Genomic DNA, 18963 nt, shown 5'->3' on the forward strand with positions numbered 1-18963 from the left:
CCAATTCCGCCACCTTCGCATACCATCGACACTGTAAAAGTATCGTAACCACGGAGGCGCATTCTAGATGTTTTCAGCTTTACGTCAACAGAAAATTGCGCACGTTGTTTTGATTGCTGCAAAAATGGGCGATGGCAGCGTCAGCCATCGCCGGGCAGAGGAATTACTTTTTCGCCTGGCGCGTCATCACGGTGCGATACACCTTAAAGCGGCCTGTCTGGGCGATTACTTCGTGGAAGCCGAAGGTTTCATCCAGCACTTTCGGATACGCCAGGAAGGCATTCGCCACAATACGTAGCTCACCGCCGCTGTTAAGGTGACGGGTTGCGCCACGGATCAGCGTTTGCGCCGCTTCAAGGCTGGTCTCCATCCCGTCGTGGAACGGCGGGTTAGAGATGATCATGTCAAAGCGACCGGTCACGTCGGAGAAGACGTTGCTGGCAATCACTTCGCCTTCAATGCCATTCGCAGCAAGCGTGGCGCGGCTGGCTTCTACCGCCGGGGCGCTCACGTCACACAGGGTTAAACGCACTTTTGGTGAGTGGCTGGCGAGAACCGTTGACAGCACGCCCGCGCCACAGCCGACATCCAGCACCTTGCCCTTGGTGTGCGGCGTCAGGGTGGACAGCAGCAGCTTGCTGCCCGTATCAAGCGCGTCACGGCTAAACACACCCGGCAGGGTTTTAATGGTCAGTCCGTCAAGCTGGTACTCGTCCCAGAAGGTGTTGGCATCAAAAGTGGTCTGTTTTTCCAGACGGCCATGATACAGGCCGCAGCGTCGGGCGCTGTCGATTTTCGTCAACGGCGCGTAGCCTTCGAGCATCTGCTCTGCGCTTCGCACCCCGCTGCGGTTCTCACCGACGACAAAAATATCGCAGCCGATCGGCAGCAGAGAAAGCAGGTTCATCAGCTGGAACTGGGCTTCCGGTTTGTTCTTCGGCCAGTAGTAAATGAGCGTATCGCAGTCAGCAATATCGCTCTGCTCCGCCACCAGGCTAAAGCGTGCGCGCTCGCCCATCTGGCGGCTCAGCACCTGCCAGTGGTGGTAGTATTGGGTGTGGGCACGGCTTTCAGCACAGTCGAAACGTGCGGGCAGGTCATCCTGCATATCTCCGGCAAACAGAATACGGCTTTCTTCGAAATCATCACTGTGACGCAGCAAGACTTCACTTGCCGGGGTAAATGCAGACATGAATTGTTCCTCAATAAACTCAGGCGGGGATTATAGTAGGTAGATGGCGCAGTTTCGACACATTTGCTATATTTGCGCGCCTGAGAGACAGGAGTTTTAGCTATGACATCCCGACGAGACTGGCAGTTGCAGCAGCTGGGCATCACCCAGTGGGCTTTGCGTCGCCCGACGGCGTTGCGGGGCGAAATAGCCATCTCCATCCCTGCGCATGTCCGCCTGGTGATGGTGGCAGAAGCGCCGCCTGCCCTGAACGAACCCCTGATTGAGGATGTCCTTCGCACCCTGAAGGTGACAAACGATCAGGTATTACAGCTGGCGCCCGAAAGCGTCGCGATGCTTCCCCCTGACAGCCGCTGTAACAGCTGGCGAATCGGGGCGGTGGATGAGCTACCTCTTGAAGGAAGCCAGATCAGCTCGCCAGCGCTGGACGAACTGAAAGCCAACCCAAAAGCGCGTAGCGCGCTATGGCAACAAATTTGCGAATATGAACACGATTTCTTCCCTCACGACGGCTGACCTGGCCACCGCGTTCGCGATTGAAACACGCGCCCATGCCTTTCCGTGGAGCGAAAAGACGTTTGCCAGCAATCAGGGCGAACGCTATTTAAATCTCCGCCTGGACGTTGACGGTGCGATGGCCGCGTTCGCCATCACGCAGGTCGTTCTGGACGAGGCGACGCTGTTTAATATCGCGGTCGATCCCGCTTACCAGCGCCGCGGGCTGGGCAGGGATCTGCTTGAGCACCTCATTCGTGAGCTGGAAACCCGTGACGTTTTCACCCTGTGGCTGGAGGTGCGCGCGTCCAATGTCGCCGCCATCGCGCTCTATGAAAGCTTAGGCTTCAACGAGGCGACTATCCGCCGTAACTACTACCCCACCGCAGAGGGACGTGAAGACGCCATTATCATGGCTCTGCCGATTGGATAACGAAAATAAGGTTGTAACGATGAAATGGGACTGGATTTTCTTTGATGCCGACGAAACGCTGTTTACGTTTGACTCGTTCGGCGGCCTACAGCGGATGTTTCTCGACTATAGCGTGACGTTCACCGCGGAAGATTTTCAGGACTATCAGGCGGTGAACAAGCCGCTGTGGGTGGATTACCAGAACGGAGCCATCACCGCGTTACAGCTTCAGCATCAGCGTTTTGACGTCTGGGCTGAACGGTTAAACATCAGTCCTGGGGTGCTGAACGAGGCCTTCCTGAATGCGATGGCGGATATCTGCGCGCCGCTGCCCGGCGCCGTTTCTCTGCTGGATTCGCTGAAAGGGAAGGTGAAGCTTGGGATCATCACCAACGGCTTTACCGCGCTTCAGCAGATCCGCCTTGAATGCACTGGCTTGCGCGATCATTTCGACGCGCTGGTGATCTCCGAAGAGGTAGGCGTGCCGAAGCCGGATCCGCGTATTTTCGATTATGCGCTGGCGCAAGCGGGCAATCCTGACCGCGATCGCGTGCTGATGGTGGGGGATACGGCAGAATCTGATATTCTGGGAGGTATGAGATCGGGCCTGTCGACCGTCTGGCTGAATACGCATGGCCGCACGCTGCCGGAAGGCATCGAGCCGACCTGGACCGTTACGTCATTGAACGAACTGGAGCAGCTCCTGTGTAAACAATGATTGCCTGCCCCCTGTTGATGGGTAAAATAGCCGCATTTTTCGTATTCCATGATGCGCGGCCTGCTGCCGCGCTTACCTAAGAAGAATTGATTATGACGTTGTCTCCTTATCTGCAAGAGGTGGCCAAACGCCGCACTTTTGCCATTATCTCGCACCCGGATGCCGGTAAAACGACCATCACCGAGAAGGTGTTGCTGTTCGGACAGGCGATCCAGACCGCGGGTACCGTTAAAGGCCGTGGCTCCAGCCAGCATGCTAAATCCGACTGGATGGAGATGGAAAAGCAGCGTGGTATTTCGATTACCACCTCCGTGATGCAGTTCCCGTATCATGACTGCCTGGTGAACCTGCTGGACACCCCGGGGCACGAAGACTTCTCCGAAGATACCTACCGTACCCTGACGGCGGTGGACTGCTGCCTGATGGTGATCGACGCCGCGAAAGGTGTTGAAGATCGTACCCGCAAGCTGATGGAAGTCACTCGTCTGCGCGATACGCCGATCCTCACCTTTATGAACAAACTCGACCGTGACATCCGTGATCCGATGGAGCTGATGGATGAAGTGGAAAACGAGCTGAAAATCGCCTGCGCGCCAATCACCTGGCCGATTGGCTGCGGCAAGCTGTTCAAAGGGGTTTACCACCTCTATAAAGACGAAACCTACCTGTATCAGACCGGTAAGGGCCACACCATTCAGGAAGTCCGCATCGTGAAAGGGCTGGACAACCCGGAGCTGGACGCCGCTGTCGGTGAAGAGCTGGCCGCGCAACTGCGCGATGAGCTTGAGCTGGTCAAAGGCGCCTCTCACGAGTTCGACAGAGAGCTGTTCCTGAGCGGTGACATTACCCCGGTCTTCTTCGGTACTGCACTCGGCAACTTCGGCGTTGACCATATGCTCGACGGTCTGGTTGAGTGGGCCCCGCAGCCGATGCCGCGTAAAACCGACACCCGCGAAGTAGAAGCGAAGGAAGAGAAGTTCTCCGGCTTCGTCTTTAAAATTCAGGCCAACATGGACCCGAAACACCGCGACCGCGTCGCCTTTATGCGCGTGGTTTCCGGTAAGTACGAAAAGGGCATGAAGCTGCGTCAGGTGCGTATTGGTAAAGACGTAGTGATCTCCGACGCGCTGACCTTCATGGCGGGCGACCGTTCGCACGTGGAAGAAGCCTATCCGGGTGACATCATTGGTTTACACAACCACGGTACCATTCAGATCGGCGATACCTTCACGCAGGGCGAAATGATGAAGTTCACCGGTATCCCGAACTTCGCGCCGGAACTGTTCCGCCGCATTCGCCTGCGCGATCCGCTTAAGCAGAAGCAGCTGCTGAAAGGCCTGGTCCAGCTTTCGGAAGAGGGGGCTGTACAGGTGTTCCGCCCTATCGCCAACAACGATCTGATCGTGGGCGCGGTGGGTGTGCTCCAGTTTGACGTGGTAGTTGCCCGTCTTAAGAGCGAGTACAACGTGGAAGCGATTTACGAATCGGTGAACGTGGCGACCGCGCGCTGGGTTGAATGTTCAGACGTGAAGAAATTCGAAGAGTTTAAGCGTAAGAACGAAGTTCAGCTGGCGCTGGACGGTGGCGATAATCTGACCTATATCGCCCCGACTATGGTTAACCTGAACCTGACGCAGGAACGTTATCCCGACGTTCAGTTCCGCAAAACGCGCGAGCATTAATTCCCTCACAGAGCACGGCAGCCGCCGTGCTCTTCTTTAATTCCAGTGTTATTAAACCCTTGCGGAATGTTCTTAATTCAACGTAATTTTTCGCTATTCGTTCGTTTTTTCCCCAATTCTGAATGCACCCCTCTGATTGTGATCTATATTTAACTCAGTGTTTAGCACCGGGCGTGGATGAATTAACTGTTCAATGCATGTCCACTGGTTCTCCATTTCGCCCGTGTGTTAATTCGCAATATATAAAACCAAGATTTAGGGAAGTATGTCGCCCAAATAACGGGCAAAACACAGGAATAAATCGATGAATATGACAAGACTGAAGATTTCTAAAACTCTGCTGGCTGTAACGTTGGGTAGTGTCCTGGTAAGCGGTTCTGCTCTGGCGGAATCCAGCACCATGGATAAAGCGCAAAATACCGCTAATACCGCAGGGGAAAAAATCGATAGCTCTATGAATAAAGTCGGTAATTTCATGGATGACAGCTCTATCACAGCAAAAGTGAAAGCCGCACTGGTGGATCATGAATCCATTAAGAGCACCGATATTTCTGTTAAAACCGACAATAAGGTTGTCACTCTGAGCGGTTTCGTTGAAAGCCAGACTCAGGCTGAAGAGGCCGTTAAAGTAGCGAAAGGCGTTGAGGGCGTAAGCTCTGTAAGCGACAAACTGCACGTACGTGACAGCAAAGAATCGTCGGTGAAGGGCTATGCCGGAGATGCAGCAACTACCAGCGAAATCAAAGCTAAACTGTTAGCTGACGACATCGTGCCATCCCGTATGGTGAAAGTTGAAACCACTGATGGTGTGGTCCAGCTGTCCGGTACGGTTGAGAACCAGGCACAAAGCGATCGTGCCGAGTCAATTGCGAAAGCTATTGATGGTGTGAAAAGCGTCAAAAACGATCTGAAAACGAAGTAAAGCAGTACCACTCGCCCGTCTGGCTGAAAACCGCGGGCGAAATAAAAACGACTCTGGAAAAGCCGGTGAGTGACCTGAGCGCTCACGTTTAGCGGCCGACATTAACTATGGTAAAGGAGAGGCTTATGTTTCGTTGGGGCATTATATTTCTGGTTATCGCGTTAATTGCCGCCGCATTGGGCTTTGGTGGACTGGCGGGTACCGCGGCATGGGCAGCGAAAATTGTTTTCGTCGTCGGTATTATTCTGTTCCTGGTCAGCCTGTTTACGGGTCGACGTCGCCCGTAGCAAACGCAATAGTTATTAAACAAACTCAAGCCAGTCCTCGTGACTGGCTTTTTCTCGTTTGAGAACCATCGGGAATGTGCGTTACTGTGTCTCATCAAAATAATGAAAACAGGAAGGCAGAGGTGGGGCAACGAATTCCCGTGACGCTCGGCAATATTGCGCCGCTGACGTTAAAACCGTTTCATGCAGGCCAGCTTGCGCTGGTCTGTGAAGGGGGCGGGCAGCGCGGTATTTTTACCGCCGGCGTGCTCGACGAATTTATGCGCGCGCAATTCAACCCGTTCGATCTCTACTTCGGTACCTCTGCCGGGGCGCAGAACCTCTCCGCCTATGTCTGCAACCAGCCCGGCTATGCGCGCAAAGTGATTATGCGCTACACCACCTCCAAAGAATTCTTCAATCCGGTACGCTTCGTGCGCGGCGGGAACCTGATCGATCTCGACTGGTTACTGGATGCCACCTCCAGCCAGATGCCGCTGGCCATGGATACCGCGTCACGACTGTTCGATACCGGCAAAGCGTTCTGGATGTGCGCCAGCCGTGGCGATGACTATTCACCGGGTTACTTTTCGCCGCAGAAAGAGAACTGGCTGGATATCATTCGCGCTTCCAGCGCGATCCCGGGTTTCTACCGTACCGGGGCGCTGCTGGAGGGGATAAACTATCTTGACGGCGGTATCAGCGACGCGGTGCCGGTACAGGAGGCCGCACGTCGCGGGGCGAAAACCATTGTGGTGATCCGCACGGTGCCTTCTCAGATGTATTACACCCCACAGTGGTTTAAGCGGATGGAACGCTGGCTGGGCGACAGCAGCCTGCAACCGCTGGTGAATATCGCGAAGCAGCATGAAACCACCTACGGCGCGATGCAGCGTTTTATTGAAAAACCACCGGGCAAGCTGCGCATCTTTGAAATTTACCCGCCGAAGCCGCTGCTGAGCATGGCGCTGGGCAGTCGGCTGCCTGCGTTGCGTATGGATTACAAAACGGGGCGGCTATGCGGGCGTTACTTCCTGGCGACCGTCGGGAAAATGCTGGCCGAGCAACCGCCTCTTCATCGGCATAAAAGCATCATATTGCCACCCGCTAGTGTGGCCAATGACGCGGTGGCGATGCCGCTGGTGGACGCGCCGCAGGCCAACGACGGCATACTCGATAACGAGGACCTGGCGTGACGCACTCTTTTATCGATACCCATTGCCACTTTGATTTCCCGCCGTTTAGCGGGGTGGAAACATCAAGTATTGCGCGTGCGGCTGAGGCCGGTGTGAGAGCCATTATTGTGCCCGCTATTGAAGCGGCGAGATTCGAGAAAGTCCTGGCGCTTGCCCAGGGTCACGATGCGCTGTATGCCGCGCTGGGTCTGCATCCGATCGTGATTGAGCACCATCTTGATGACCATCTCGACAGGCTGGATGCCACGCTGCAAAACGCGGATACGAAGCTGGTTGCCATCGGTGAGATCGGCCTCGATCTCTATCGTGAAGATCCGCAGTTTGAACGCCAGCAGACGATCCTGGATGCGCAGCTCCGGCTGGCAAAGCGCCACGATCTGCCGGTGATCCTCCACTCCAGGCGCACCCATGACAAACTGGCGATGCACCTGAAGCGCATCGACGTGCCGCGCAGGGGCGTGGTCCATGGTTTCGCTGGAAGCCTTCAGCAGGCGCAGCGTTTTATCGAGCTGGGCTATAAAATTGGTGTCGGTGGCACTATCACCTATCCGCGTGCCAGCAAAACCCGGGATGTGATGGCGCAGCTCCCCCTGTCTTCGCTCCTGCTGGAAACGGATGCCCCTGACATGCCGCTGAATGGTTTTCAGGGCCAGCCCAACCGTCCGGAGCAGGCGGCGCGCGTTTTTGATGTGTTGTGCGAGCTGCGTCAGGAGCCTGAAGATGTGATTGCCAGCGCGCTGCTGGAAAATACCCGCGCGGTCTTCGGCATCACGCTATAGATAAAGGGCCGGGCGGATCACCGTGATCTGCTGTCGTTCCAGGGCCTGCGCCAGCGGCTCGATGTCCTCCGGCGTGGCGCTCCGCCATCGCGCCGCCTCCCCGTAAACCCCATGGGCATGAAACGCGTTGATCCGCACCGGAACGTTCCCCAACGCGTGGATAAAAGCGGTCAGCGATGACAGATGTTGCAGATAATCACACCGATCGGGGATCACCAGCAGGCGCAGCTCCGTCAGGCGATGACGATCGGCCAGCCAGCGGATACTCTGCTTGATCAGCGTGTTTTCGCGCCCGGTCAGAAAACGGTGATGTTCATTGCCCCAGGCTTTCAGATCCACCATCGCGCCGTCAAACACCGGTAACAGCTTTTGCCAGCCGGTTTCGCTTAACAGGCCGTTGCTGTCCACCAGGCACGTCAGATGGCGCAGGGACGGATCGGCTTTGATCGCGGTGAACAGCGCAACCACAAACGGCAGCTGCGTGGTGGCCTCACCCCCGCTGACGGTCACGCCCTCAATAAACGGCGCGGACGTGCGGATCCGTGAGAGGATCTCCTCGACGCTGTATCGCTGCGCCATCGGCGTCGCCTGCTGCTGACACAGGTGCAGGCAGGTATCGCACTGCTGACAGTGACTCTCCTGCCACCAGACGCGCCCGGCCTGAATCGTCAGCGCATCATGAGGACAGTGGGGAACACAGTCGCCGCAGTCGTTGCAGCGCCCGATGGTCCACGGGTTGTGGCAGGTTTTGCAGCGCAGGTTACAGCCCTGGAGGAACAGCGCCAGGCGGCTGCCCGGCCCGTCCACGCAGGAGAAGGGAATAACCTGACTAACTAAAGCGCATCTGCTGTTCATGGCTTATCACGCGTGGCTGACGTTCCAGAATACGGGTATTGCGCGCGGCCTCCTCGCCGAGCCAGGTGGTGTTGGTGCGCGAGCCGGCCTCCCGATATTTCTCCAGATCGGAGAGCCGCACCATATACCCGGTAACGCGCACCAGGTCGTTTCCGGCCACATTCGCGGTGAACTCACGCATACCGGCGTTGAACGCCCCCAGGCACAGCTGCACCACCGCCTCAGGATTGCGTTTAACCGTCTCATCCAGGGTGAGAATATCGCTGATCCCCGAATGATAGTGTTTATGGTGCGGGGCTACGGCCAGCAGGTGGCTGATGGGATCTGGCTCGTCACCGTACGGCAGACGCGCCCCCGGCGTGGTGCCTGAATCAGAACTGATCCCTGACTGCGCGTGCAGCATCGCGCGGTGCTGCCAGCCGTGTTTCACCGGCGTGTTTTCAACGAACGCCGCCAGCTGTTCACTGATGCGGTAACCCAGCGCATTGGCCTGCTCGTTTTTACCGTACCGTCCCGTAATGCCTGCTTTCTCGCACAGCACGTTTACCGCTTCGGCCAGACCGTACATGCCAAACATCGGTACAAAACGATCGGCATCAATCAGCCCCTCTTTCACCAGGAAGCTATTCTCAAAGAAGCCGGATTGTTCATATAAAAAATCGCAGCGCGCATTGATGATCGCGATTTGTTGCTGGCAGTAGTGGGGAAGGGTACGGGTGAAAAAGTCTTCCGGTGAGCGGCTGTGCTCCGCAATCGCTTTCAGGTTAAGGCGCACCAGCGTGCTGCCGCCGCCCGCCAGCGGCAGGGAGTTGTAACAGCTCACCACGCCATAGCGACCTTTTGTGAAAATTTTATCATTTACCGGGCCATTGGATATATGCGGCTTACTACACTCACAAATGTTTTTCGCCACGCTCATCAGCAGATCGTCAGGGGTGACGTCCGGGTCGTAAATAAAGGTCAGGTTCGGCGCGACCTGCTTCAGCTCTGCGTCCGCTCGCAAAATGGCACGCGTGACGGGCGTATCCGCCGGGCCGATATTGGCATGCATAAAGGCATCGGGCAGGGTTCTGTCCAGGTAACGCCAGAAACGTTTTATTCGGCTATCGATTTCATCCTGTGTTAGAATTTTAACATATGGGTTGAGTATCTCATCGAGCTGACCCAGATAGACTGGCATCGATGTGACGGACGGAACATGGTGATAAAGGATAGTGAGCAGTGAGAGGGCATCATCCAGATCTTTCGCCCCTTCCAGCTCCAGCCATTCTGAGCCGTTAGCCAGAAATTTAGCGTAGTCCGGCAGCACGTAGCGCGGTTTGTAAGGCGCATGGCCTTCGAACATGTCGCAGATGTATCCCTCGTCCAGCGCGGCGCGGGCCGCCTCTGGCAGAGTGGGATAGAGCAGATTGTTCTCCGCTTCCAGCGCCAGAAAATGACGTTTTTGTTCCGGGGTTAACACCGGGCTGGTCACAATGTGCTGGCATCGTTGTTGCAGGGCGTCGGGCATGTTCAACTTCCTTGAGGGTTCTGCGGATGGTGAACGAATTGTAAGAAGCCAGCCTGCCGGGGCTTTTGATCCGACAGGGGGTATCGCTGCTTTTGTCGGCGGTTGACGCATGAAAGTTTGAAGAAGATCTCATTACAGTAATGCAAATTTGCACACAGTTTTCATTAACTGTGATGAATGTCGAAGTGTGGATGCGGGTGAATGTTAGAATACTCACAGACCCGCAAGGTAAAATTTATACGGCACTGCCGTTGGAGAATGTTATGACCGATTTAACTGCAAGCAGCCTGCGCGCGTTGAAACTGATGGACCTGACCACCCTGAATGATGACGACACCAATGAAAAAGTCATCGCCCTGTGCCATCAGGCAAAAACGCCAGTGGGTAATACCGCCGCCGTCTGTATCTACCCGCGCTTTATCCCGATTGCCCGCAAAACGCTGAAAGAACAGGGCACGCCGGACGTGCGCATTGCGACCGTGACTAACTTCCCGCACGGTAATGACGACATCGAGATCGCGCTGGCGGAAACCCGCGCGGCGATTGCGTACGGCGCAGACGAAGTTGACGTGGTTTTCCCGTACCGCGCGCTGATCGCCGGCAACGAGCAGGTCGGTTTTGACCTGGTGAAAGCCTGTAAAGACGCATGTGCGGCGGCAAACGTGCTGCTTAAAGTGATCATCGAAACCGGCGAGCTGAAAGAAGAGGCGCTGATTCGTAAAGCGTCTGAAATCTCTATCAAAGCGGGCGCGGATTTCATTAAAACCTCTACCGGTAAAGTGCCGGTCAACGCGACTCCGGAAAGCGCGCGCATCATGATGGAAGTTATCCGTGATATGGGCGTGTCCAAAACCGTTGGCTTCAAACCGGCAGGCGGCGTGCGTACCGCAGAAGACGCGCAGCAGTTTCTGGCGATTGCCGACGAGCTGTTCGGCGCCGACTGGGCGGACTCCCGCCACTACCGCTTCGGCGCGTCCAGCCTGCTGGCCAGCCTGCTGAAAGCGCTGGGTCACGGTGACGGTAAGAGCGCAAGCAGCTACTAAGTTTGAATTGCCGGGTGGCGCTACGCTAACCCGGCCTACAGGATCGTAGGGCGGGTCAACATACCCGCCGCCATTCACCCGATTCCGCATGGAGGTTACCGTGTTTCTCGCACAAGAAATTATTCGTAAAAAACGTGATGGTCATGCATTAAGCGACGAAGAGATCCGCTTCTTTATCAACGGCATTCGTGATAACACCATCTCTGAAGGGCAGATTGCGGCTCTGGCGATGACCATTTTCTTCCACGATATGTCGATGCCTGAGCGCGTGTCACTGACCATGGCGATGCGAGATTCAGGAACCGTTCTGGACTGGAAAAGCCTTAACCTCAACGGCCCGATTGTGGACAAACACTCCACCGGCGGCGTGGGCGACGTGACCTCCCTGATGCTTGGCCCGATGGTGGCAGCCTGCGGCGGTTACATCCCGATGATTTCCGGGCGCGGCCTGGGTCATACCGGCGGTACGCTCGACAAACTGGAAGCCATTCCGGGCTTCGATATCTTCCCGGATGACAACCGCTTCCGCGACATTATTAAAGACGTTGGCGTGGCGATTATCGGCCAGACCAGCTCTCTTGCGCCAGCAGACAAGCGTTTCTACGCGACGCGTGACATTACCGCGACCGTAGACTCCATCCCGCTGATCACCGCCTCTATCCTCGCCAAAAAGCTGGCGGAAGGGCTGGATGCACTGGTGATGGATGTGAAAGTGGGCAGCGGCGCGTTTATGCCGACCTATGAACTCTCTGAGGCGCTGGCTGAAGCGATCGTTGGCGTTTCCAACGGCGCGGGCGTGCGCACCACCGCACTGCTGACGGACATGAACCAGGTGCTGGCGTCCAGCGCCGGTAACGCCGTTGAAGTCCGCGAGGCCGTGCAGTTCCTCACAGGCGAATACCGTAACCCGCGCCTGTTCGATGTCACCATGGCGCTGTGCGTTGAGATGCTCATCTCCGGCAAGCTGGCCAAAGACGACGCTGACGCGCGCGCGAAGCTTCAGGCGGTGCTGGACAACGGCAAAGCGGCGGAGATCTTTGGTCGGATGGTGGCGGCGCAGAAAGGCCCGACCGACTTCGTGGAAAACTACGCGAAATACCTGCCCACCGCGATGCTCAGCAAAGCGGTCTATGCGGACAGCGAAGGCTTCGTCTCGGCTATGGATACCCGCGCGCTCGGCATGGCGGTCGTGTCTATGGGCGGCGGTCGTCGTCAGGCATCGGACACCATTGATTACAGCGTCGGCTTTACCGATATGGCCCGTCTGGGCGACAGCGTTGACGGCCAACGTCCGCTGGCGGTGATCCACGCGAAAGACGAAGCCAGCTGGCAGGACGCGGCGAAAGCGGTGAAGGCGGCAATAACTCTTGACGATAAAGCACCGGAAACCACACCGACGGTCTATCGTCGTATCACTGAATAGCGGTATACTGATCTGATCGCATTTTTATGAAGCACTAAGTACGGAGAACAATTATGAAACGTGCATTTATTATGGTGCTGGACTCATTCGGCATCGGCGCAACCGAAGATGCAGAACGTTTTGGTGACGTGGGTTCCGATACCCTGGGTCACATCGCGGAAGCCTGTGCAAAAGGCGAAGCGGACAACGGTCGTAAAGGCCCTCTGAATCTGCCAAACCTGACCCGCCTCGGGCTGGTAAAAGCGCATGAAGGTTCTACCGGTAAAATCGCAGCCGGTATGGACGGAAACGCGGAAGTGGTGGGCGCCTACGCGTGGGCGCACGAGCTCTCTTCCGGTAAAGATACGCCGTCCGGTCACTGGGAAATCGCTGGCGTGCCGGTGCTGTTTGACTGGGGTTACTTCTCCGATCACGAGAACAGCTTCCCGCAGGAGCTGCTCGATAAGCTGGTGAAGCGCGCCAACCTGCCGGGCTACCTCGGCAACTGCCACTCTTCCGGTACCGTGATTCTGGATCAGCTCGGCGAAGAGCACATGAAAACCGGCAAACCGATTTTCTATACCTCTGCTGACTCTGTGTTCCAGATCGCCTGCCACGAAGAGACGTTTGGCCTGGATAAACTGTACGAGCTGTGCGAGATCGCCCGTGAAGAGCTGACCGAAGGCGGCTACAATATTGGCCGTGTTATCGCGCGTCCGTTTATCGGCGACAAAGCGGGTAACTTCCAGCGTACCGGCAACCGTCACGATCTGGCCGTGGAGCCACCGGCGCCGACCGTGCTGCAAAAACTCGTCGACGAGAAAGACGGCCAGGTCATTTCCGTAGGTAAAATCGCGGACATCTACGCTAACTGCGGCATCACCAAAAAGGTTAAAGCGACCGGTCTGGATGCGCTGTTCGACGCCACCATCAAAGAGATGAAAGAAGCGGGCGACAAGACCATTGTCTTCACCAACTTCGTGGACTTCGACTCCTCCTGGGGTCACCGTCGCGACGTCGCCGGGTATGCTGCGGGTCTGGAGCTGTTTGACCGCCGTCTGCCAGAGTTGATGGAGCTGGTGGGGGAAGATGACATTCTGATCCTGACCGCTGACCATGGCTGTGACCCGACCTGGACCGGTACCGACCACACCCGTGAGCACATTCCGGTGCTGGTGTACGGCCCGAAAGTCAAACCGGGCTCGCTGGGTCATCGTGAAACCTTCGCGGACATCGGCCAGACGATTGCGAAATACTTTGGTACGTCTGACATGGAATATGGCAAGGCTATGTTCTAAACGGATTGGGTGAGGCCTGATGCCCTCACCCCGACCCTCTCCCTGTGGGAGAGGGAGAAGAGAATGTAGGCCGGGTAAGGCGCAGCCGCCACCCGGCAAAAACAACAATGTAAAAGGAACTGAAGATGGCAACTCCTCACATTAATGCAGAAATGGGTGATTTCGCTGACGTCGTATTGATGCCGGGCGACCCGCTGCGCGCGAAACACATTGCAGAAACCTTCCTGGAAGACGTGCGTGAAGTGAACAACGTGCGTGGCATGCTGGGCTTCACCGGTACCTATAAAGGCCGCAAAATCTCCGTGATGGGTCACGGCATGGGTATCCCATCCTGCTCCATCTACACCAAAGAGCTGATCACCGATTTCGGCGTGAAGAAAATCATCCGTGTCGGCTCCTGCGGCGCGGTGCGCATGGATGTTAAGCTGCGTGACGTGGTGATCGGCATGGGCGCGTGCACCGACTCTAAAGTCAACCGCATTCGCTTTAAAGATCATGACTTTGCGGCCATCGCTGACTTTGACATGGTGCGTAACGCGGTTGACGCAGCAAAAGCGCTGGGCGTTGACGCGCGCGTGGGCAACCTGTTCTCTGCCGATCTGTTCTACTCGCCAGAAGGCGACATGTTCGACGTGATGGAAAAATACGGCATTCTGGGCGTGGAAATGGAAGCGGCCGGTATCTACGGCGTGGCGGCTGAATTCGGTGCGAAAGCGCTGACCATCTGCACCGTGTCTGACCATATCCGTACTCACGAGCAGACCACCGCTGCCGAGCGTCAGACCACCTTCAACGACATGATCAAAATCGCGCTGGAATCCGTTCTGCTGGGCGATAAAGAGTAAGAGCTGTTGTGCCGGGTGGCGGCCTCGCCTGACCCGGCCTACGGTTTTGTAGGCCCGCTAAGCGCAGCGCCAGCGGGCTTTTTTACTAGCGCACGGCCTGAGCAATCCACGCCGATACATCCCGCAGCTCTTTTTCCTGCTCCGGAAAATCCCCAATTAATGCATCACACTCCTGCTGCAACATATCCGCCCGATACAGACAGCCCTGTAAACGTGCGGCCAGCGCCTCCAGCGGTGCAGGATTGAGACTATCCGTAAAGACCTGCGTGCGGGTGATATGGCCCTTCTCCACGTCAAAGTGCAGCTCAACGCCGCCCCAGGTAAATCGCTCATCCAGCAGGTGTGAAAACGCCGGTGCCTGACCGAAGTTCCACTCCCAGCTGCTCTGGCGCGCAAAGGTTTCCGCGAAGTTGGGCAGGTCCGGGGTTTTATCCGGAGAAATCACCTCGGCTTCTACGCGTTCACCGTAATGCTTGAAAAAGGCTTCACGGATCGCGTCGCAAATCTGCTGATGAGTAATCCCCGGCAGCAGATCCACCAGATTCGCCACGCGACCGCGCACGGAGGTAATGCCTTTCGCCTGGAGCTTTTTCTTGTCCGGGTTCAGATAGTTTGCCAGACGGCTCAGATCGGCATTCAGCAATAATGTGCCGTGGTGGAATCCGCGATCCATCGTTTCGCGGTAGGCTGAGCCTGACACTTTCCGGTCGCCTTCAGGTGTTTTCACTACCAGATCGTTACGACCCGAGGCTTCAGCCGTCACGCCGAGCGAATTGAGCGCATTGAGCACAATGGAGGTCGAGATGGTTTTGTCGTATTCCGGCTTGCCCGCCATAAAGGTAAAGCAGGTGTTGCCGAGATCGTGGAACACCGCACCGCCGCCGCTGCTGCGGCGCGCCAGGCGGACGTTGTCCTCTTCCATACGGCGGGTGTTACACTCTTTCCACGGATTTTGCGCGCGGCCAATAACGACCGTATCAGCGTTGCGCCAGAGAAACAGGACGCGCTGGGTGGCGGGCATCTGGCGGAAGATGCACTCTTCCACCGCGAGATTAAACCAGGGATCGTAAGAGTCAGAGATAAGCAGGCGTAACGTCGACATGGCAGAGTTCCTTTTCCGAATCATCCGCCTACTTTATCACTATTCTTTCTTCTCGCTCTCTTCCTCTTCGGGAACCGATTTGCTGGCGGTTAACAGGAACGGCGACTGCTGCCAGCGGGTGCGCTTGCCTTGCAGCAGCGTGCGCGCCAGTACCACGCCAATCGCCAGCGAGAGCAGCAGCATCAGGCGCAAAATATTGGTGGTGTTATCCACCTGTTTGGCTTCGGTTGGCAGGGTGTGGGTGTCGAGTGTCAGACGTAAATAGCCGAGTGGGCCATTCTTGCCCTGAATGGGTTCAACGATTTGTTGATTGAAATAACCGCCAGCTTTTTTGCCGTCCAGCGCCAGCCTGTCGCGCACGTCGACATGCTCACCCGCGCGGGCAATCAGGTCGCCCTGTTCATCGTACACGCCCGCATCCAGAATGCGGCTGTTTTCCGTAAGCTGGCGCAATACCTGGGCTATCCGCTTGTCATCCGGCGTTTCGGTGCGCATAGACGGCGCAACGTTGAGCGTCACCTGGCGCGCCAGCGTACGGGCCAGTTCTTCAAACTGCGGGTTACGCTGTCGTTGGTGATTCTGGCTAAACCAGGATGCCCCTTGCATAAGCGCCACTAATAGTGCGAGACAGATCAGGACAATCACGGCGCGATGAAGCCGGAATTTCAGTTTTGCGCGAGCCATATTCCACCTGCTTAAAATTTACGGCTTAATGTTGCCAGAAGTGATGGTTACAGGGTAGCCTCATGCGTTATTTTCCCTCTGGAACCTTCCGGCGCGAACGAAATTACAGGAGCTTCAATGCCGAACATTACCTGGTGCGACCTGCCAACGGATGTCTCTTTATGGCCAGGATTGCCGCTCTCTTTAAGTGGCGATGAGGTGATGCCTCTCGATTACCACGCTGGCCGTAGCGGCTGGCTGCTGTACGGACGCGGCCTGGATAAGCAACGCCTCACCCAGTATCAAACTAAACTGGGCGCAGCGATGGTCATCGTTGCGGCCTGGTGCGTGGAAGATTATCAGGTTATTCGCCTGGCGGGTTCCCTGACGCAGCGCGCCACGCGTCTGGCGCACGACGCCGGGCTGGACGTAGCCCCGCTCGGCAAAATTCCGCACCTGAAAACGCCCGGCCTGCTGGTAATGGACATGGACTCCACCGCCATTCAGATCGAATGTATTGATGAGATTGCTAAACTGGCGGGTAGCGGCGAGCTGGTGGCTGAAGTCACCGAGCGCGCGATGCGCGGCGAGCTGGATTTCACCGCCAGCCTGAGACAGCGCGTGGCGACCCTGAAGGGGGCCGATGCTAACATTTTGCGTCAGGTGCGCGATGAACTGCCCCTGATGCCAGGGCTGACGCAGCTGGTGCTCAAGCTGGAGACGCTCGGCTGGAAAGTGGCGATTGCCTCCGGTGGGTTCACCTTCTTTGCCGATTACCTGCGTGACAAGCTGCGTCTGACCACCGTGGTGGCAAACGAGCTGGAGATCATGGACGGCAAACTCACCGGACAAGTGATTGGCGACATCGTGGATGCGCAGTACAAAGCCAATACGCTGACGCGTCTGGCGGAGAAATACGCCATTCCGGTCGAACAGACCGTCGCCATCGGCGATGGCGCGAACGATCTGCCGATGATCAAAGTTGCCGGACTGGGTATTGCCTACCACGCCAAGCCGAAAGTGAATGAAAAGACGGAAGTCACTATCCGTCATGCTGACCTGATGGGCGTGTTCTGCATTCTCTCCGGCAGCATTAATCAAAAATAGCGGCCTGCTTTTGTAGGCCGGGTAAGCGTCAGCGCTATCCGGCGCGCAGACCGCACAGAAATAACGAGGTAAACCGTGGCGAAAGCTCCAAAACGCGCATTTGTCTGTAATGAATGTGGTGCGGATTATCCGCGCTGGCAGGGGCAATGCAGCGCCTGTCATGCCTGGAACACCATCACCGAAGTGCGTGGTGTGGCGGCTTCGCCGAGCGTGGCCCGCAATGAACGCCTGAGCGGCTATGCGGGCAATGCAGGCGTGTCGAAGGTACAAAAACTTTCGGATATCAGCCTTGAGGCGCTGCCGCGCTTCTCAACCGGATTCAAAGAATTTGACCGCGTGCTCGGCGGTGGCGTAGTGCCGGGCAGCGCTATTCTGATCGGCGGTAACCCGGGCGCGGGTAAATCGACCCTGCTGCTGCAAACGCTCTGCAAGCTCGCCGAACAGATGAAAACCCTGTACGTCACGGGCGAAGAGTCACTCCAGCAGGTGGCGATGCGCGCGCACCGCCTCGGTCTGCCGACCGGCAATCTGAATATGCTCTCGGAAACCAGCATCGAGCAGATCTGCATGATCGCCGAAGAAGAGCAGCCGAAGCTGATGGTGATCGACTCCATCCAGGTGATGCACATGGCGGACATTCAGTCGTCACCGGGGAGCGTGGCGCAGGTGCGTGAAACGGCTGCGTACTTAACGCGCTTTGCCAAAACGCGCGGCGTAGCGATAGTGATGGTGGGCCACGTCACCAAAGACGGCTCGCTGGCCGGCCCGAAAGTGCTTGAGCACTGTATCGACTGCTCGGTGATGCTCGACGGCGATGCGGATTCCCGTTTTCGTACCCTGCGCAGCCATAAAAACCGCTTCGGCGCGGTGAATGAACTGGGCGTGTTTGCCATGACCGAGCAGGGGCTGCGCGAAGTCAGCAACCCGTCGGCCATCTTCCTGAGCCGTGGCGACGAAATTACGTCCGGTAGTTCGGTGATGGTGCTGTGGGAGGGGACGCGTCCGCTGCTGGTTGAAATTCAGGCGCTGGTGGATCACTCGATGATGGGCAACCCGCGGCGCGTGGCGGTCGGTCTGGAACAGAACCGCTTGGCGATCCTGCTGGCGGTGTTGCACCGTCACGGCGGCCTGCAAATGGCGGATCAGGACGTGTTCGTCAACGTGGTTGGTGGGGTGAAGGTTACGGAAACCAGCGCGGATCTGGCGCTGTTGCTGGCGATGGTCTCCAGCCTGCGCGACAGACCGTTGCCGCAGGATCTGGTGGTATTTGGCGAAGTAGGGCTGGCGGGCGAAATTCGCCCGGTGCCGAGCGGTCAGGAGCGTATCTCCGAAGCGGCAAAACATGGCTTCCGCCGCGCAATTGTTCCGGCCGCCAACGTGCCGAAAAAAATCCCGGAAGGGATGCAGGTTTTTGGCGTTAAAAAACTCGCAGATGCGTTAAATGTCTTTGACGACTTATAATTACGTATTCGATTT

At 56.8% G+C, this 18963-nt stretch carries 19 protein-coding genes; 14 read left to right on the forward strand and 5 right to left on the reverse strand.

Annotated elements, in window-relative coordinates; genetic code table 11:
• Positions 1-163: 163 nt before the first annotated feature.
• Positions 164-1192, reverse strand: coding sequence for a 16S rRNA (guanine(1207)-N(2))-methyltransferase RsmC (rsmC, locus tag IPZ49_RS09490; protein WP_023299269.1), 1029 nt, complete (start codon positions 1190-1192; stop codon positions 164-166).
• A gap of 102 nt (positions 1193-1294) precedes the next feature.
• Here rsmC and IPZ49_RS09495 point away from each other — a divergent pair, with 102 nt between their 5' ends.
• From IPZ49_RS09495 to IPZ49_RS09530, 8 genes are all read left to right on the forward strand, one after another.
• A complete protein-coding gene (locus tag IPZ49_RS09495; RefSeq protein ID WP_022646978.1) occupies positions 1295-1708 on the forward strand; it encodes a DNA polymerase III subunit psi in 414 nt (137 codons plus the stop codon).
• Positions 1677-2120, forward strand: coding sequence for a ribosomal protein S18-alanine N-acetyltransferase (gene rimI, locus IPZ49_RS09500; protein WP_022646979.1), 444 nt, complete (start codon positions 1677-1679; stop codon positions 2118-2120). The genes IPZ49_RS09495 and rimI overlap by 32 nt, the downstream gene beginning before the upstream one ends.
• Before the next feature lie 19 nt (positions 2121-2139).
• Positions 2140-2817, forward strand: coding sequence for a pyrimidine 5'-nucleotidase (gene yjjG / locus IPZ49_RS09505; protein ID WP_063146393.1), 678 nt, complete (start codon positions 2140-2142; stop codon positions 2815-2817).
• Between the two features lie 92 nt (positions 2818-2909).
• Positions 2910-4499, forward strand: coding sequence for a peptide chain release factor 3 (gene prfC, locus IPZ49_RS09510; RefSeq protein ID WP_022646981.1), 1590 nt, complete (start codon positions 2910-2912; stop codon positions 4497-4499).
• Between the two features lie 304 nt (positions 4500-4803).
• Positions 4804-5421, forward strand: coding sequence for a molecular chaperone OsmY (gene osmY, locus IPZ49_RS09515; protein ID WP_022646982.1), 618 nt, complete (start codon positions 4804-4806; stop codon positions 5419-5421).
• Positions 5422-5546: 125 nt separating this feature from the next.
• A complete protein-coding gene (locus IPZ49_RS09520) occupies positions 5547-5708 on the forward strand; it encodes a DUF1328 domain-containing protein (protein WP_003856556.1) in 162 nt (53 codons plus the stop codon).
• Positions 5709-5830: 122 nt separating this feature from the next.
• Positions 5831-6883 (forward strand): patatin family protein, encoded by a 1053-nt coding sequence (locus IPZ49_RS09525; RefSeq protein ID WP_023299272.1) that lies wholly within the window; start codon positions 5831-5833, stop codon positions 6881-6883.
• Positions 6880-7662, forward strand: a complete 783-nt coding sequence (locus IPZ49_RS09530) for a TatD family hydrolase (protein WP_063146394.1) — start codon at positions 6880-6882, stop codon at positions 7660-7662. Before IPZ49_RS09525 ends, IPZ49_RS09530 begins: the two co-directional genes overlap by 4 nt.
• Here IPZ49_RS09530 and IPZ49_RS09535 read toward each other — a convergent pair.
• Together IPZ49_RS09535 and IPZ49_RS09540 are read right to left on the reverse strand one after the other, a co-directional pair.
• Complete coding sequence (locus IPZ49_RS09535; RefSeq protein ID WP_046619840.1) at positions 7657-8517, reverse strand: YjjW family glycine radical enzyme activase; 861 nt, start codon at positions 8515-8517, stop codon at positions 7657-7659. The genes IPZ49_RS09530 and IPZ49_RS09535 overlap by 6 nt on opposite strands.
• Positions 8492-10027, reverse strand: a complete 1536-nt coding sequence (locus tag IPZ49_RS09540; protein WP_063146395.1) for a YjjI family glycine radical enzyme — start codon at positions 10025-10027, stop codon at positions 8492-8494. Before IPZ49_RS09540 ends, IPZ49_RS09535 begins: the two co-directional genes overlap by 26 nt.
• A 263-nt stretch (positions 10028-10290) precedes the next feature.
• Between IPZ49_RS09540 and deoC the strand changes: the two genes are divergently transcribed.
• The 4 genes from deoC (at position 10291) to deoD (ending at position 14615) form a co-directional block, all read left to right on the forward strand.
• Positions 10291-11070, forward strand: a complete 780-nt coding sequence (gene deoC, locus IPZ49_RS09545; RefSeq protein WP_003856543.1) for a deoxyribose-phosphate aldolase — start codon at positions 10291-10293, stop codon at positions 11068-11070.
• 100 nt (positions 11071-11170) lie between these two features.
• Positions 11171-12493: a thymidine phosphorylase gene (deoA, locus tag IPZ49_RS09550; RefSeq protein ID WP_023299277.1), complete on the forward strand. Its 1323-nt coding sequence runs from the start codon at positions 11171-11173 to the stop codon at positions 12491-12493.
• A 53-nt stretch (positions 12494-12546) separates the two neighbouring features.
• Entirely contained in the window at positions 12547-13770 is a 1224-nt protein-coding gene (gene deoB / locus IPZ49_RS09555; RefSeq protein ID WP_063146396.1) for a phosphopentomutase, read from the forward strand.
• A 125-nt stretch (positions 13771-13895) separates the two neighbouring features.
• Complete coding sequence (deoD, locus tag IPZ49_RS09560) at positions 13896-14615, forward strand: purine-nucleoside phosphorylase (protein WP_003856538.1); 720 nt, start codon at positions 13896-13898, stop codon at positions 14613-14615.
• An 85-nt stretch (positions 14616-14700) separates the two neighbouring features.
• Here the strand turns inward: deoD and lplA are convergent, their stop codons facing one another.
• Positions 14701-15717, reverse strand: a complete 1017-nt coding sequence (gene lplA / locus IPZ49_RS09565; RefSeq protein WP_063146397.1) for a lipoate--protein ligase LplA — start codon at positions 15715-15717, stop codon at positions 14701-14703.
• A gap of 39 nt (positions 15718-15756) precedes the next feature.
• Positions 15757-16401 (reverse strand): YtjB family periplasmic protein, encoded by a 645-nt coding sequence (locus tag IPZ49_RS09570; protein WP_015572615.1) that lies wholly within the window; start codon positions 16399-16401, stop codon positions 15757-15759.
• Positions 16402-16518: 117 nt separating this feature from the next.
• Between IPZ49_RS09570 and serB the strand changes: the two genes are divergently transcribed.
• On the forward strand, positions 16519-17487 hold the full coding sequence (gene serB / locus IPZ49_RS09575) for a phosphoserine phosphatase (RefSeq protein ID WP_003856524.1): 969 nt from the start codon (positions 16519-16521) through the stop codon (positions 17485-17487).
• Between the two features lie 75 nt (positions 17488-17562).
• Positions 17563-18948: a DNA repair protein RadA gene (gene radA / locus IPZ49_RS09580; protein WP_003856523.1), complete on the forward strand. Its 1386-nt coding sequence runs from the start codon at positions 17563-17565 to the stop codon at positions 18946-18948.
• Positions 18949-18963: the final 15 nt, after the last annotated feature.

The sequence above is a fragment of the Enterobacter cloacae complex sp. S2 genome (assembly GCF_015159675.1).
Lineage (GTDB): Bacteria > Pseudomonadota > Gammaproteobacteria > Enterobacterales > Enterobacteriaceae > Enterobacter > Enterobacter intestinihominis.